Annotated in this window: 12 protein-coding genes; 5 read left to right on the top strand and 7 right to left on the bottom strand. The window is 60.9% G+C overall.

What is annotated here, in order from left to right:
• Positions 1 to 6: 6 nt before the first annotated feature.
• The 3 genes from DKB74_RS04085 to DKB74_RS04075 form a co-directional block, all read right to left on the bottom strand.
• Positions 7 to 921, bottom strand: a complete 915-nt coding sequence (locus tag DKB74_RS04085) for a HEPN domain-containing protein (RefSeq protein ID WP_109806786.1) — start codon at positions 919 to 921, stop codon at positions 7 to 9.
• A gap of 68 nt (positions 922 to 989) precedes the next feature.
• A complete protein-coding gene (locus DKB74_RS04080; RefSeq protein WP_109806785.1) occupies positions 990 to 1,214 on the bottom strand; it encodes a sigma factor-like helix-turn-helix DNA-binding protein in 225 nt (74 codons plus the stop codon).
• Positions 1,215 to 1,265: 51 nt separating this feature from the next.
• Entirely contained in the window at positions 1,266 to 2,999 is a 1,734-nt protein-coding gene (locus DKB74_RS04075; protein ID WP_109806784.1) for a ParB/RepB/Spo0J family partition protein, read from the bottom strand.
• A 749-nt stretch (positions 3,000 to 3,748) separates the two neighbouring features.
• Between DKB74_RS04075 and DKB74_RS04070 the strand changes: the two genes are divergently transcribed.
• Entirely contained in the window at positions 3,749 to 3,964 is a 216-nt protein-coding gene (locus tag DKB74_RS04070; protein WP_109806783.1) for a helix-turn-helix transcriptional regulator, read from the top strand.
• A 226-nt stretch (positions 3,965 to 4,190) separates the two neighbouring features.
• Here DKB74_RS04070 and DKB74_RS04065 read toward each other — a convergent pair whose 3' ends face one another.
• From DKB74_RS04065 to DKB74_RS04045, 4 genes are all read right to left on the bottom strand, one after another.
• The gene (locus tag DKB74_RS04065; protein WP_145960896.1) at positions 4,191 to 7,778 is read right to left on the bottom strand and encodes a hypothetical protein; all 3,588 of its coding nucleotides are present in this window, start codon (positions 7,776 to 7,778) and stop codon (positions 4,191 to 4,193) included.
• Between the two features lie 1,377 nt (positions 7,779 to 9,155).
• Positions 9,156 to 10,094 carry a tyrosine-type recombinase/integrase gene (locus DKB74_RS04055; RefSeq protein ID WP_109806780.1) on the bottom strand — a complete coding sequence of 313 codons (939 nt, stop codon included), beginning with the start codon at positions 10,092 to 10,094 and terminating at the stop codon, positions 9,156 to 9,158.
• Between the two features lie 795 nt (positions 10,095 to 10,889).
• Positions 10,890 to 11,816 (bottom strand): DMT family transporter, encoded by a 927-nt coding sequence (locus DKB74_RS04050; protein ID WP_109806779.1) that lies wholly within the window; start codon positions 11,814 to 11,816, stop codon positions 10,890 to 10,892.
• A 14-nt stretch (positions 11,817 to 11,830) separates the two neighbouring features.
• Positions 11,831 to 13,225: an aminotransferase-like domain-containing protein gene (locus DKB74_RS04045; RefSeq protein ID WP_205007835.1), complete on the bottom strand. Its 1,395-nt coding sequence runs from the start codon at positions 13,223 to 13,225 to the stop codon at positions 11,831 to 11,833.
• A gap of 81 nt (positions 13,226 to 13,306) precedes the next feature.
• Here DKB74_RS04045 and DKB74_RS04040 point away from each other — a divergent pair, with 81 nt between their 5' ends.
• The 4 genes from DKB74_RS04040 (at position 13,307) to catB (ending at position 15,505) form a co-directional block, all read left to right on the top strand.
• On the top strand, positions 13,307 to 13,900 hold the full coding sequence (locus DKB74_RS04040) for a LysE family translocator (RefSeq protein ID WP_109806778.1): 594 nt from the start codon (positions 13,307 to 13,309) through the stop codon (positions 13,898 to 13,900).
• Between the two features lie 11 nt (positions 13,901 to 13,911).
• A complete protein-coding gene (locus DKB74_RS04035; protein WP_145960895.1) occupies positions 13,912 to 14,313 on the top strand; it encodes a nuclear transport factor 2 family protein in 402 nt (133 codons plus the stop codon).
• The gene (locus DKB74_RS04030; RefSeq protein ID WP_205007834.1) at positions 14,310 to 14,645 is read left to right on the top strand and encodes a DUF1330 domain-containing protein; all 336 of its coding nucleotides are present in this window, start codon (positions 14,310 to 14,312) and stop codon (positions 14,643 to 14,645) included. The genes DKB74_RS04035 and DKB74_RS04030 overlap by 4 nt, the downstream gene beginning before the upstream one ends.
• Before the next feature lie 221 nt (positions 14,646 to 14,866).
• A complete protein-coding gene (gene catB / locus DKB74_RS04025; RefSeq protein ID WP_109806776.1) occupies positions 14,867 to 15,505 on the top strand; it encodes a type B chloramphenicol O-acetyltransferase in 639 nt (212 codons plus the stop codon).
• Positions 15,506 to 15,513 lie beyond the last annotated feature (8 nt).

Genomic DNA, 15,513 nt, shown 5'->3' with positions numbered 1-15,513 from the left:
CGCGGCTCAGTCGCGCGGCGCGAGCCGCTTTTCACAGACCGACTTCACGAGCGTCTGAAGCTCGGCGACGCGCTCGCCGAGCCACCGCAATTCCTCGCCGCTGATCTCATAATGCGGTGAATACCGCGCGTTCACATAGGCCTGTCGCAACAGCTCGAAACAGCGGCGGCTGAACTTGTCGGCGCGCGGCCATGCCGCGATCAGTTCGGGCGCGACTTCCTCCGCGTGGGAGCGCAGGAAGTTGAGCTTGTGCGATTTCGGGGAGTACAGCGTCAGCGTGAGTAGCGTGCAGTGGTACAACTGCTCGGCAGCCTGATGCAGTTCGAACACCGCCTTGTTCCGCCAGTACTGATCGTCGCCCTCTGCGCGCTGAAGCTTGAAGGTTGCCATCGATCGCTGCGCAATGGAGAACCACCGTTCAAAGTGTTTTTCAGCCTCCGCGCGAGCGTCCTCCGGCGGAAGAATGCGCGGCGTCGCGAGCTCCGCACCCTCGGCCTGGTAGAGTGCAATGCCCTGCTCGGCGATATCGACAAAGAACGGTCGCCCGTGAATCAGTTGGTTGTTCACGTCGGCGAGGTCGTGAACGATGAAATTGACCGGCGCGCTGAGCGCCTCGTTGATCGTGGCATCGCGCATCAGCCGGTCGTCGGCCTTGCCCCAATATTCGATCGGATCGGTGAGCTTGGCGTCGTTGACGACGACGAGGATGTCATAGTCGGATTTGTATCCGCCGGCCGGATCGTCGACCCAATCGCCCCGCGCATAGCTGCCGTAGAGAATGACCTTGAGGATGCGCCCGCGCTTCTTCCACGGCTGCGTCGCCAGCCCGATCTCGCGCTCGAACTCCTCGAAAAGCACACGGACGACATGCTGCAATTCGCGCTGCTTGGATGACGGCAGGTGGTCGAGGTCGGTCTTCATTGTCGCACTCCTAACCCGTGGCACGGCAACCGCAAACCTCGCCGGACCGAAGCCCGGCGAGGAACACGTCAGCGCTGCCACCAGCGCCGCTTCATGTTGCGGTCGAGATTGTAGAGCGCATTGGCCAGATGCTGCTCGACCTGTTTGACGCTAAGGTCCAGCTGTTCTCCGATCTGATAATAGTCGAGCTTCTCTCTGGCGCTCAGCCGCAAAACCTCGCGCTCGGTGGGGGGAAGCTTAGCAGCAGCGCGTTCCACGCGGCGAAGCTCCCGTTTCGAGAATGGGTCACGCATGGGACATCTCCCGATAGGTCCGGCGGCGGTTGCCCGCCGCCGGCTGGGGGATCAGGCCGCCTGACGCAGCGGCTCGGGCTCGGGCGAAGGTGCCAGCCCGGCGACGCTGGCTGCCCGGCCGACGGTCGCGACGCCTCCGCGCTCGGTGTAGGCGGCTGGCGGGAACGCCATCCACTTGGGCACCCAGCCTTCGACCTTGGCGCGCCCGTTCTCGCCGGTCAGGCAATCGCGGACGATCTTGCGCTTCACCTTACCGGTCGCGGCCTCGTTGGCCTCGGCGACAGCCTCGCCCGCCACGTCCGCCAGCACATGATGCAGGACCTCGCGGTCGCGGATCATATCGAGCAGCGCGTCATCACCCTGCCAGACCTTCGCCATGTCGGTACCGAGCATCGGCCCGAGCACCTCGATCAGTGCGCTGCCCGCCTCAAGCGTCTCGCCCACGATGATCGCCACCACGTCCAGCACCTGCGCGTCGGTCAACGGGAGCAGCCGGACGAAGAGTCCTGCCACGCCAAGCTCGCCGTCATAGCCGCCGGTCACCATCGGCGTCTCAGGATCGAACCCGAGCACCGCCAGCACCGCGCGCCGCTTCTCGTCGAACGCGGCTTCTGACGCGGAAACCTCGACGCTCTCGGCAATCGCATCGCTGGCGGCACGCTGCGCATTGACTTGGACATTCCACAGCGGCGAACCGGCGATGGCGTGCGCCACCATCAACCGCAGCGCGAGCGCCGGACTACCAGCAAGCTCCGCCCGCACCGCTGCGTGGCGATGCAGATCGACATAGTTCTGGATCGGGCTGCTGATCTCGGGCCGCACCGGCTTCTCGATTGCTTCGCCCCGCTCGCGCTTCCGCGCTTCCTTGAGCGACACATAGCCCTCATGCACCGCCACATCGCCGCGCGCCCCGACGCTGATAAACACCTTGCCGCCCCTGCGCTTGGGGCACCGCTCATGCTCCCAGCTGTGGAAGGGCTCGCCGGTGGGCAGCACCACAACCTCGGTCCAGCCCGCCTCGCGGTAGCTCTCGGCCTTCGCCTCGACGGCAGCCGTCTGCGCGGTCCAGAAGCTCGCGCTGTCCGCGAAATACCGTTCGTCGCCGAACAGGTCGGACACGATCTCGCCGGGATAGTCGGCGATGTCGAACAGCGCCGCGCTTACGGGCACCGACGCGCCGCCGAACAGCCATGCCTTCAACTGATAGCCGGTCGGGCAATAGGCCTCCGGATCGTCCATCAATGCCAGCCACTCGCGCTGCCGCGCCTTGGACGCGAGGGTCAGGTGCCGCACCGTCGAGACATCGATCTCGCCTCTGCGATAGAGGATGCGGACGCGGGGCAAGAGATTGCCCAGCGCCAGCGTGCGCTTCACCTGAAGTTCGGACAGCCCGAAAGTGAGCGCGATATCGTCGGGCGAGCGCCCCTCGCGCACCAGCCGCGTGAAGCTTTCCCATCGCGCGACCTCGTCCGGCTCCAGCCGCGCGACATTCTCGATCAGAGACGCCTCCAAGGCCGCCGCGTCGTCGCCCGCCGCCATCACCGCGCACGGCAGCGGCTCGCTCTCGCCGCTCTCTTCCGCCAGCGCCCGCGCCGCATGATAGCGCCGCTTGCCCGCCACGATCTCGAACCGGTCCTCGTCCTGCGCTGGCCGCACGATCAACGGGACGAGCACGCCCCGCACCCGGATCGACGGCAGGATATTCGTGATATCCGGTTTCCCCTTCGCCCGCATGTTGGCAGCCGAGACACACAGGTTGGCGATATCGATATGCTTGAGTTCCATTTTTCTCACTCCTTCAAAACACCGCAACCGGCGCCGGAATGGCGGGGGAGCGGCAGGAGCGGACCGACAGGCCTGCCGAGGAAGGCAGGCCGCACCCGAAGGGCTGTAAAGAAGTGGAAGACCCGAGCCGAGCTCGGGTTGCGGCATGCCGCGGCAGGCCTACAGGGAAGCGACGCTCACCCCGCCAGATCGAGTGCCGGAGGCCAACGCCACCGCGCCCGGGCGCGGTGTCCGCAGCAAATCAGCGCGTAGCGCTATCGGGGCTCCAGCGGAGCCCAACCAACACGCACTCTCGAATCCGGGCGGTCGGCGCGGCGGCGTGCGCGCGCATGCCGTGCGCCAGCCGCCGCCGTGCCCTCTGGCCGGATCGAGTGTGCCACGCGGGAAACCAAAGGCGCTGCGACCTATGGCGGGTTCGAAGATCCCGTCAGTGTGCGCTCATCTGGTCCCCGCGTTCCGCTTGCCGGCGCCAAATGGCGCCCGCGTCATACGATCGAAACCGGCATCGGACCAGACGCCGTAGAGCGACTCGGCGCCGCGATTCGCGGCGTGAGAGCGCGGTCACGCGAAGCGTGAGACGCCATGGGACTTCGACCCTCGGGAGCTCCGCCTACGCTAGGATACCTTTATGCCGCCAGTGGCCGCCAATTCCCCCATGTGCCCTCGAAGAGGTCTTTTCTAACGCCTTGTTTCGTCTCACCTTTACCGAGGGAGCACCACTCAAGCGTACTCAGTTCAAGGTGATACCAATGCAGACCGAAACCCCTGACCGCATTCTTCGCATCAAGACAGTCCTCGCTCGCACCGGCCTCAGCCGGTCCACCATGTACCGGAAGATGGACAACGGCACCTTCCCGCGGAGCATCAAGATCAGCACCCGCTGCGCTGGGTGGCGGGCATCCGCCATCGCCGAATGGATGAAGAATCCGATGTTCTATACCACCGACGATCATCCAGCATCCTGACCCCCCGTCTTCGCGGTACTCATGCCAGTCGAGGCAAGACGCAATTGCTCGGCATGGCCGTGAAACGTAGAAATACTGTTGAATTCTGAAAATTGACGGCCTGTGCCGCGCCATTGCCATCTTCCGATCTCGCGGGGCCTGTCGATCCTCCAGGTCTGATCAAGAGCGAGCGTCCGGCCTCAAGTCCATTGTCCGCAACTTCCGTTCGACACTCCGCACGTTGCAGCTAACCTACGCTCGCTTCTCTCAATGTCTGACCGATCCGGCTTGCTCGAGCTTGGTACTGTCGTGAGATATCACGGAAGGCGCCAGCCGATCGGTTCACCGCAGCCGAAAACTTAGCCTCAGCATAGGAAATTTGATCCCTTTTACCATCGATGTTTAATTCCGGGATTGGATTTAGAGTGTTTAGCTGTTCACAGGCCGAAAGTATCGTCCATCCAATATAGAAGGACGTGGTAGAGTGCTCGAAAAGATCCCATGATCGCTCTAATAGCGCCTGCGCCCTGAAAAATGCCATCGCCCTAATATAATACTCAATTGTCGCGTCGCTCGGATTCTTCTGCGCGCGCCGCAGGTACAATAGGCCAGCCGCCCCTAAGAATCGAGGATCCGCCGCATCTCGTCGCAGTAACGCAGAAATGTCTCCGCCAGATGATTGTTCCGAAAACGAATTCGTCTCTATCCCCATAATCAGCGTCGTCGGAAAACCATCAATGCTTCCGACAATTCTATTGTATCGCACATTCAACTCTTCCCAATCCACGTACTCATCGACTTCCAGCGCAATTTGGTCCCTTAGAATAGCGACTTCATCGCTTGATTCCGTTGTATTGAGAATATCCTGTAGAGTCGCAAGAGACGCACGAAGATCAGCCACTAGGCCCGGCTCGTCCCACCCGTCGATTCTCATTGATAGAAGAGTTCTGGCAAGCGATATCGCCGCTTCGCGTCTTAACTCACCATCGGGTGCGGAGCGGGCAACCGTTCGGAATCCAGCAACCGCGCGGTCATGGTCCCAAATATACCTGGAATACTCAGCACTACAAAATATGAGTTCATGGTTATTAGGCCACCTATCAAACGCGGACTTCAAATCATCTCTCGGGTCAGAGGCACCTATCTCAGATGAGCCCAATATAATTGCTACCGATCTAACAAATTGCCCCCTTCCCTTCAGCTTTGCGATCGTGATAGGTATTTGAAGTCCAAATCTTCGTTCAAGTGCCTCTAATTTATTCCTTCTCAGATAAAATTCTTTCTCAAGTAGTTTCACCCTCATATCTCGTGGAAGATATTGAAAATCGACACCATCTCTCTCTAGCTTGGTAGTTACGTACCTTTCTAAGCTCCCCTGTAATTGCCATTCCCTTTGGCATATCCACAGTAAGACAAGAGCGTATCCTTCGATATCGCTCTCTGGGTTACGCGTCCATTCCTTGACTTCCGAAATAGCGCTCCGAAGTGCCGGTGATATCGGGCGAGCAGCTTGCAATTCGTCGAACCTCAGATGACCTACCCAACCATCCAAGAGGCGAAGTTTTAAATGCCATGCTGCGGGACTAGTCTGTATCACGAGGGCCCGCTCGCAGCTCGCCACGGCCGCTTCGTGATCACCAACTAATGCCTGTAGGCGTGCTTGCACAAGGCAGGCGCGGTCGTCGCGCCTAACCTCCTCGTCTGCCGTCGGGCTACCTCCATGAAGAACGTTGAGGCCCTCAATGGCTCGCGTTAGGCGATACTTTTCGCTCCACGCCCGGCGAGCTTCGTCGCGGATAAGACTGGCCACGATGGATCGTGCGGCGATGCTCCAAGTCCCTTCCGGACCTAAACATGCTTCTAGGTGCTGCCGCGACATATCGACTACCAATTTTCGGTCGTTGTCGGTGCGCTCCGACCGCATTATCTGCCTGATAATCCTGATGTAAAACCTGAGAACGCTAACATTGGCGGGAGCGTTTTCAATCATTCGTGCTGCCGCGAGCCCAGCTTCACGCAAATGCGCGTCGGCCTCATGCACATTCCCTGCCAGCCCTACATGCAACAGCGCCAACTTCGCCTGTGCCCACAGCTTAGACTGCTCGTCTAACCAAGAGGACGAGCCGTGGAGGACCTCGGACGCAGTCTGCGCGATGCCTCGTGCACCGTCATGGTCTCCGCCGCTCACCAGAGCGTCGGCTTGGTTGATCAGGACGCGGAGCCAAACGGAGGTCCAAGCCCTGCGGTGACTCGCGACTTTCCTCCCCGCTTCGTCTCGAAGAGCGTCGATCGTCTCACCTCGGATGCGGGTGACATGCTCCGACGCGTGAAGTCGTTCGGCACCGAGGCGCAAGGCCGCGTCGAAAGCGCTGAGCTGCCGTGTCGACAATTCTCTTTTGCCCGCCACAAGCTCTAGCGCAGCCTCAATTGCGGCGAGAAAGCTCTCACGACTCGTCGACTCTTCTCGGTCGCTCCAAGCGCGAAGCCGTGAATAGAGAACAGCGGCTGTCACTGCGGCATCCAAGTCTCCATCTCGGGCCAACTGCAAGAAGCTCGGCCCGGCTGTCTCGACATACTTTTCAGGCATAGGTGCGACGGCATCGCCTGCCGCCTCCTGCTCGAGAAGCATTTCTAGGGAGATCCAGCGAGTCCTCTCTGAAGCCGCATGCCTTCTCAACCACGCGACCAAGGAATCAAGTACCGGCGAGGCCAGGACGCCGACGTCAGCGAAGATCTGAGCGCTCAGTCGAAGGATCGCAGCTAAAAGATCCTGCGACGAGAAATCCATGAATCTATTGACGCGTCCGAAAACTAAAGCGGCCGCAGAGCGAAGCGCGTCTCTGCCGAACCCTTTAAGGGCAAATTGTCCCGTTGTATCAAACCATCCGATACTCGAGAGCCGTTCTTTGGGTATTTCACCTAGCTTAGCGGCCGCCACCACCTCGCCTGTAATTGTTTCGACATCAAAGATGGCAAGCGCCATGAGCGCCAACATCAATTCCTCATGAGCGAACTCACCCTCTTCAGAGATATCTCTGACGGTGTGCCAAGCAATTTCCGCAGCCGTGCTCAATATCGCAACCTGCAAACGCTCCGAATCAGCATCCCTCGCGACCGAAAGTCCATCGGTCGCGGCAGCGAGAATACCAGGCAGGAATGCTTCGTCGGCCCACCCCGCCAATGCGCCGATTGCTGCGTCGGCTCGATCTAAAGGCTCACCGCGCGCTGTCAAAAACGCGATCGCTTCTAATATGCTCAGAGGTTCTAGATGTATGTCAACGGGGGGAAGGCGGGGCGACAAGGAGGTCCATTGCCGCGCCTCTATCACGTTAAAAGCAACCTCGAACGAGCTCGTTTCAAGGATTTCCCGCATGTTTTGAACAGCGGTAGGTTCTGCCACTATGCTCTGAAAGCTCTCAAAGAAAGCGACAAGGCGCCGTCCTTCCAAGGCGTGAGGCAACTGAAGCGTCATGAATTCACGTGAGGACGACGCCCACCCTTCACTGTCGTCCGAATCCACGTTTTCCATTGGAATTTGAGGACCCGGTCGCAGCGCCAGGAATATTGCGCGAAGAGGCCAAGCCGCGGCACGAAGATCTACATGCAAGAGCGCAAGAGTTCCTTTCTCCGCTGGACGAAGGGCCAGATCAGCCGCAAATCCCCTCAGAAACTCGCTCTTCCCGCTGAGAGCTTCTCCTCGGACCAAAACGAGGGTTCCGGCTTGCCTTCGTTGCTCAAATAATGTCGTGAGAGAATCGAGTTCACCTTGACGAGACAAGAGTTGAACCCGGGGCCGTAGCGACGGCTGCAACGTATCACGAGTTGGGTCGAGCACGAGCCCGCTCGTTGACCACCCAGGCAATTCGGGGTGGGAGGACGGTTTGCCTCCATGATTTCCTATTAGACTTCGGATCTGGTGCCGGCCAACCCGGACCGATGTGGCTTCTTCGAAGGCATTCTCGAAGTCTACTGAGGTGAGGATTCGACTTCCGGAGACAATTCGTTCAAGAACCTTATCAACCAAGACTGGTAACGCACCTGATCCGTCCTCAGCCAGAAGATTCCTTCGTACAGCTATCTCGATAAGTCTATTTTCGAGTTCTTGCCGCGTCCGCGCTAGTGAAGCCGCTCGGCAGGCCCACGTAATCCGACGGAGAAGGCGGTTCCGAATATCTTCGTCATTAGCGCTTTTTAGAAAAGCAAGTGCATCCTCGGGTAGCGGCAGGGTAAGGAGCAGCGAGCGTAAGGGAGATAAGTCGGCTCCTGCCGCAGCCTCGACCCAATACTCTATGGCCGGCCTCCCCGCAGAAAAACCACGCTCGGTAGTTGGAGACGCGGTTGTGAGATACGTTAGTCTCACTTCTAGTGTGGGATTGGAACTTTGGTACTCCCACAGCGAACCAATCGCTTTCGCAGCTCCCCGACTCCGAAGAGAAACGTTTTTCACGGCCGGCTCGTTCTTAACCTGAGTGAGATCCAAGGCCGAAGTTGCAAAGGTTGCAAAATCCTCCGCGACCTCCAACAACAGAGATTCCCCGGCTCGCAGCCGTAGCCACTCCGCGATGCTAACATAGAGCTGATACGTATAGCCCGCGACACTGGCCACCGCATCTCGGTGTCGTTGCGTTTCTGGCGTAACCAACGTTTGCATGCTGCAGCATACGGCGATGCAACGCTATTTGCGAGTCCGACCGCTATGGCTAAACGCCTTGCAACGCTATCAGCACGTGGAGTTACGGGCGGTTCTGAGACCAATGCGACTACGGCGGCACGCGTACCACACGCCGCTCTTTTCCAAGAATTGCGAGACGTCATTGTATCGACACTGATCCGCAGGGCGCTATGAAGTTACCGCGACCCTCGGCTCAATTGTGACCGAGATTTGCGTTCACGCGCTAAGCGGAAAACCTCCCTTGCCCACCGGTTCAGCGCCGCCTTCTTCTCGTCGAAATAGTGGTGCCGCTGGTAGACCCCGACGATACCGGACCGGGCGCCCGAAAGGTGGTTGAGAACCGCTTCCGTGACCTCAAGGCGAATCCCGAGCCGCTGCAGGCCAGTAGCCATGGTGCGGCGAAGGTCGTGCAAGGTCCAATGTTCGACGGGCTGCCCCAATTCCGTTTCCAAATTTGCCCGAATTCGGGTCATGGCTTTGCTGAAGCCACTAGGTCAGGCCTCCCAATTGCCCCTCGCGGGAATGAGTTTATCTCCTCGATCATGGTCGACGAGCAATTTCACGATCGCTATGACGGGTGGAGCAAGGGGAACGAAATGCGCCGTGCCATTCTTCGCACGCTCGCCGGGTATCGTCCAAAGCTTGCGCTCCTTCGGATCGATCGGCCTCGAACACCTCGTTTCGACGCTGCCCGGTTAAGAGGAGCAGCTTAATCGCCGGGCCAAAGGGTGGCCCTTCACACTCAAGCACTTTCCAGAGGGCGCCGATCTCCTTCTCGGATAGGACGCGCTCCCGCGGCTTCGGCTTTGGCGGCCGGCCAGCGTCGCGACACGGATTGCCTGGGAGCCGGTCCAATCTGGGCAACGCCCAGGTGTAGAAGGCCGAAAAGTAGGCGAGGATGTTGCGTGCCATGACCGGCGTGCGCTCCGCAATTTCGTCGATGAAGCGCGTGACCTCGCTGCGGGTGATGCCATCGGCTGCACGGTCGCCGAACTCCGGGAGGATGTGGCGATTGAAGACGCGCTCAATCTCACCGATCTTGCGCAAATGCGACTTCGACGCCTTGTACGCCGGCCAAAGCGCCCTGACCGTGTGGCCCGAGATCGTGCGTCGCTGCGGCTTCGGGAGCGCCTTCACCGGATCTGCCTTCATCTCCACGTCTGAGAGTATCTGGCGGGCCTTTTTGCGCGCGTCGCTGAGCGTCATCCGCTCAGAATACCGCCCGAGGGTGATGTTGCGGCTCTTACCGGCGACACGCTTGCGGAGCATGAATGTCTTCGTGCCTGACACCCCCACGCGCAATCGCAATCCCGGCACCGTGGAATCGAGGTACTCCACCTGACCAGCCGCAGGGGGTTTGAGCGCCAGAATCTTCGCGTCGGTGAGAGCTCCGCTACCTGTCCTGCTACCTACGCCTCCGGCGCGAGATTTGGGCTGAGCGCCTCGCGCTACCTTTTCGCTACCTTGAATCATGGCCATTTGAATTCCACTCAGTTTTGCGAATCCGACCGCTACCTAAGGTAGCATTTGGTCGAAATAGCGCGAGATCGAGTGGAACATCATGGCACGTAAGTTATTGAAATCAAGACATCGTCGAACGTCTTAGAACCTATTTGGTTCACCTCTTAATCAGCGGGTCCTAGGTTCGAGCCCTAGTGCGTCCACCATTTTTCAATGACTTAGATGTGCGATCGGGTTGCCGCTCATGCGTTGGCGGCACCAATGGGAATCCATTCTTTTCCAGTGGTCGTTACGCCCCCTCAGTCTTCCGGTGCGCCGGGATCGCCGAAGTTATTCAGGTAATAGCGCGCGCGCGTGCCCGCAGGCCTGGCTACGCCACCCCTGCGGCGTTCGCCGCCCAACTCGAAAAGCAAGGAGCTATTCCGTCAAGATGATGGCAGCCTCTTGAATGTCCGGCTTTTCGAGGATTGCACTTTTCAGACCAGTCCCGGCAAGCAAAGCACCGACCTAAAGAGTTGGGCCTACCCGCTCGCTTCGCCGCGCTTCTAATCGTCTTGCGGCGAACACTCGGCACGTCCGCTTCTCACCCATTTTCGGACATTTCATTGCGGGCCGTTGCTAGCCCACCAAACGGCAGCTTTTAGGCAGGGTCCGATCCACCGCGAACGTCCGCATTGGGGTCGTATCCAGACAAGCAGCTTTTTGCGTGGCAAACGCCACAGGCTGCCCATTCTGAATTTGTCCACGCGACCTGGTGCGTCCTCCGTCCCCCCAACAGCGACGATAGCGTCACTCTGCGCGCAGGCAATTCTGTCAGCGCGCGCCGAACCGTACGCCAAGGGCGCTCAGGATGATGCCGCCCAGTATCAGCACCATGCCGGCGAAGTGAAACGCAAGGAGCGCCTCGCCCAGCAACAGCGCGGCGAGCAGCGCGCCGAACAGCGGCATCAGCGTGATCATCTGGCCGGCCGGCGCCGCGCCCAGCGACTTCACCGCCGCATTGTAGAGGACATAGGCAACGAGCGAGGGAAACAGCGCCACATAGACGAACGCGCCGAACACTTCGGCGCTCAGGGGAATGACGGCGCCACCGGCCAGTTCCGTTGCCGCCAGCGGCGCCATTACCGCCGCGCCGATTGCGAAGGTGGCCGCCAGGAAACTCGCCGGGTGGCAATCGGGGCGCAGCCGCAGCAGCGCCGTATAGAGCGCCCAGCAGATCACACCGCACAGGACCAGAAAGTCCCCGAAATTAAGCTCCAGCTGCGCCAGCGCGGCAAGGTTGCCACGCAGGACGATCACCGCCACGCCCAGCATCGAGAGCGACACGCCGACGATTTGCAGGACATGGGCACGGTTGCCGAAGAACAGGCGATTGAAAAGCAGCACAAGCGCGGGAATCGCCGCCTGAAGCAACAGGCCATTGCTGGCCGTGGTGAACCGCAGTCCCGAATAGATGAAGGCATTGAATGCGGCGACGCCGGTCACGCCCAGCAGCAGCACCGGCTTCCAATGTGCCACAAGGATATGCCGGTCCCTGCGCAAATGGGGCCAGGCGAAGGGCAGCAGGACCACAAGCGCCCCGCTCCACCGCACCAGTGCCAGAGTGAATGGCGGAATGACGCCGTTCACCGCACGCCCGACGATGAAATTGCCCGACCAGAACAGGATCACGATACACAGCGTCGCATAGGACCAGAGATCCGATCGCGGCGCCGGAGATGGATTATCGCGTATCGGCATGTTGTTCCTGACCGTCAGACGAGACCACGTGCGGCACTGCCGCCAGCAGGCGTCAGCATGGTGGCAATATCACGAAGCGCCGTTTCCAGCGCGTCGCGCGAACGTACGCCACCGATGCACAGGCGCACGCCCGATGGGGCCACAGCATCGACAATCGGTCCGTCCGGCGGCGTCACGGCGATGGCACCGCGCAACGCGCGCGCGCTCAGCCGTTCGGCATCGAGCATCGGCATCGGCATCCAGACATGCAGGCTGCGCCCTGCCCCCGGCGCTGTCATCGCGTCTCCCAGGATCGCTGCCGCCATCTCGGTCCGCGCCGCGCTTTCCGCGAGTATCGCATCGGCGATCCGGTCGGCGGTGCCATCCTGCTCCCACTGGCTGAAGACCAGACCGCCCAGCGAAGGCGGGCTGTAGCCGAAGGCGCGAATCCCCAGCAACAGGCGATCGCGAACCGCGTCATCGTCGGGCGGCAACAGGAAACCGAGCCGCAGCCCCGGCGCAACGGCCTTGGAGACCCCGGCGATCAGCAGCGTGCGTTCGGGCGCAAGATCGGCAAAACAATCCGGCGCTCCAGGCTCGGCAAAGACGCGATAGGCATCGTCTTCGACAATCCTCAGCGCATGGCTACGCGCTACCTCGACGATTTCGGCGCGGCGTGCGGTATCGATCGAAATCGTCGTCGGGTTCTGCAGCGTCGGAATCAGCACCAGTGTTTTGGCACCGGTCTCGCTGGCGCAGCGGGCGAGCGCTTCGGGATCGATCCCGCGCGCATCCATCGCAACGCCGCGCAAACGATAGCCCGCATGGTCGGCCAGCGTCCGGATTCCCGGATATGTCGCGGCTTCGCACAGGATCGTGTCGCCGGGTCGCGCCAGTGCGGCAAAAGCAAGCGCAAGACCGTGCTGCCCACCATTGCATTGGATGACCCGGTCAGCCGTCGCGCGCACCACGCCGTGCCGACGATTCAGCCAGGACGCCCCGGCTTCGCGGATCGAACCCAGGCCTTCGGGCGGCGCATAATTGACCGCCGTCGCAAGATCGGCGCGCTGGCGCACGCGAGTCAGCCCCTCGCCTATCCAGCGTTCGGCAGGATCGAGCGGCGGCACATTATGCGCCATGTCGAGCGGGCCGGCATCCTTCGGCGAGGAATGCGGCCGCGCCCGATCGGCGACGAACGACCCCCGCCCCACATGGCTGGAGATAAACCCCCGCCGTTCGGCCTCGACATAGGCGCGACTGACCGTGCCGACACTCAACGACATGCGATGCGCCAGATCGCGCTGCGGGGGCAGCCGGTCGCCGGGAACAAGGCGGCCATCGCGCACATCCTTTTCCAGCGCGGCGACAAGACGTTCGTACACCGGCGCATTGCCCTTCGATATATCCGGCCGCCAGTCCTTCATCATCATTCTCGCGCTATATTGAACCGGTTCAATATCACATTTGACTCATAGTTCAATGATGCCCATCCCGCGCAGCAGGAGAATGTCATGGACCCGAGTCTGCTTGCCCCGCTTGCGCTGTACAGTTTCGTCTGCACGGCGACCCCCGGCCCCAACAACATCATGCTGGCTTCCTCTGGCCTGGTCTTCGGATTCCGGCGAACCATTCCGCACATCTTCGGAATCAATTTCGGCTGTGCGCTGATGCTGGTGCTCAGCGGGCTGGGTCTGGGCGCGCTGTTCGAAGCGTGGCCGGTGCTGCGCTGGGCGGTGCGGATCTTTGGTGCCGTCTATCTCGGCTGGCTGGCGATCAAGCTGTGGCAATCGGAGGGCGTCGAACGCCGCGAGGGTGCGCATCCGATGACCTTCTGGCAGGCTGCCGCCTTCCAGTTCGTCAATCCCAAGGCCTGGGCGATCACCATGCCCGCCATCGCCAGCTTCACGGTGCCGGGTCGTCCGCTCACGCTTCAGCTTGGCGTCATCGTCGCGGCGTTCGCGATTGTCGGCCTGCCCTCCATCGCGACCTGGGCGGCGATGGGCGCCGGCGCGCGCGAACTGCTGGAAAGCCGCAGGGCGATGATTGCCTTTGTCCGCGTGATGGCCATTCTGACTGCGATTACTGCCCTGTTGTTTCTGATCTGAAGGAGCGCGCGATGAACCGGACGGACATGGAGGCATTTGCGGCAAGCTGGATCGCCAACTGGAATGCGCGCGACCTCGACGCAATTCTCGCCCATTTTGCAGAAGACGCACATTTCATCAGTCCGCTGGCGGCGGAAGTCACCGGTTCGCCGGTCATTAAGGGCAAGGCCGATCTAAGTGCCTATTGGTCCCGAGCGCTCGAGGCTTCGACCGACCTCCACTTCACGCTGATCGCCGCGATCTGCGATGTCGAGGCGCAGCTGCTGGGCGTCCATTATATCGCGCGGCGCAATGGCAAGGCCCGGCGCGCGCTGGAAACGATGCGCTTCGTCGACGACCGGCAGGTGGAGGGCGAAAGCTTCTACAGCGCGCAGGCGGCGCCGTTTGCCGAAACGCCCGATGCGCCGCGATGACACAGGCGTCGAACGAACCCGGCACGCCGGACGGGATACACATGGCGGTTTATGCCATTGCCCGGATATCGATCCATGACCGCGCCCGTTACGACCGGTATGCGGCGGCGTTTCTGCCGACACTGGCGCCCTATGGCGGAACATTGCTTGCTGCCGACGAAGCGCCGGTCGCCATAGAGGGGATTTTGGATTGCGGGAAAGTGATCCTGCTCAGATTCCCGGACATGCAATCGTTTCGCGCATGGGAATCCTCCCCGGAATATCGCGCAATCGCTGTCGATCGTCGGGAGGCGACGACCGGTACGGTCCTTGTCGTGAATGCGCTTGCCTGAATGTCGGTCGCGCCCGGCCCTTCTCCGGCAGCTTGCCTTTCGCACGCAATCCGAAGCATGATCGCGGCATGAAGTCGGCCGACTCTATTCTCTGAATCCTCTCCCGCGCTGCGGCGCGCGGAGCCTGTTCGCGGCATCGTCAACCGACGTGCCGGCGGATCTGGCGCGCCTGTTCGCGCGCGCAATCCGGCTGAAACGGCCGGCATTCAGAGGTAGTTTACATGACCAATTTCTTCGAAAGCCCGTTCCGCGGCATCACGCTCGACCGCCAGGTTACGAATCCCAACATCATCGTCGGTCGATACAGCTATTATTCCGGCTATTATCACGGCCATGGCTTCGATGAATGCGCCCGCTTTCTCGTCCCCGATGCGGGTGCGGACCGGCTGATCATCGGCAGCTTCTGTTCGATCGGATCGGGCGCAGCCTTCATCATGGCGGGAAATCAGGGGCATCGCAGCGACTGGATCAGCACCTTCCCCTTTTTCTGGATGCAGGAAGAGCCAGCCTTTGCCGGTGCGGCCAACGGCTATCTGCCTGCGGGCGATACGGTGATCGGCAACGATGTCTGGATCGGTTCGGAAGCAATCATCATGCCCGGTGTGACGATCGGCGATGGTGCAGTGATCGGCACCCGCGCGCTGGTGACACGCGATGTCGCCCCCTACGCCATTATCGGCGGCAATCCTGCAAAAACCATTCGCAGCCGTTTCAGCAACGCCGATATCGCCCGACTGCTGGAGATGAAATGGTGGGATTGGACCGATGCGCAGCTCGCCGACGCGATGCCGCTGCTTACCTCGTCGTCGGCGCCCGAACTCCACGATCATTGGCGAACCGTGATCTGCGGCATCGCCTAGGTCGCGAA

The organism is Stakelama portus, assembly GCF_003171655.1.
GTDB classification, from domain to species: Bacteria; Pseudomonadota; Alphaproteobacteria; order Sphingomonadales; family Sphingomonadaceae; genus Sphingomonas; species Sphingomonas portus.
The sequence above is the reverse complement of the archived record's forward strand: the minus strand, read 5'-3'. Positions and strand labels throughout refer to the sequence as shown.

Excerpts from the sequence above, each read along its gene's own strand:
- DKB74_RS04080 (WP_109806785.1), bottom strand. The coding sequence starts at position 1,214 with ATGCGTGACCCATTCTCGAAACGGGAGCTTCGCCGCGTGGAACGCGCT.
- DKB74_RS04075 (WP_109806784.1), bottom strand. The coding sequence starts at position 2,999 with ATGGAACTCAAGCATATCGATATCGCCAACCTGTGTGTCTCGGCTGCC.
- DKB74_RS04045 (WP_205007835.1), bottom strand. The coding sequence starts at position 13,225 with ATGATGATGAAGGACTGGCGGCCGGATATATCGAAGGGCAATGCGCCG.
- DKB74_RS04050 (WP_109806779.1), bottom strand. The coding sequence starts at position 11,816 with ATGCCGATACGCGATAATCCATCTCCGGCGCCGCGATCGGATCTCTGG.
- DKB74_RS04085 (WP_109806786.1), bottom strand. The coding sequence starts at position 921 with ATGAAGACCGACCTCGACCACCTGCCGTCATCCAAGCAGCGCGAATTG.
- DKB74_RS04035 (WP_145960895.1), top strand. The coding sequence starts at position 13,912 with ATGAACCGGACGGACATGGAGGCATTTGCGGCAAGCTGGATCGCCAAC.
- DKB74_RS04040 (WP_109806778.1), top strand. The coding sequence starts at position 13,307 with ATGGACCCGAGTCTGCTTGCCCCGCTTGCGCTGTACAGTTTCGTCTGC.
- DKB74_RS04030 (WP_205007834.1), top strand. The coding sequence starts at position 14,310 with ATGACACAGGCGTCGAACGAACCCGGCACGCCGGACGGGATACACATG.
- DKB74_RS04055 (WP_109806780.1), bottom strand. The coding sequence starts at position 10,094 with ATGGCCATGATTCAAGGTAGCGAAAAGGTAGCGCGAGGCGCTCAGCCC.
- catB (WP_109806776.1), top strand. The coding sequence starts at position 14,867 with ATGACCAATTTCTTCGAAAGCCCGTTCCGCGGCATCACGCTCGACCGC.
- DKB74_RS04070 (WP_109806783.1), top strand. The coding sequence starts at position 3,749 with ATGCAGACCGAAACCCCTGACCGCATTCTTCGCATCAAGACAGTCCTC.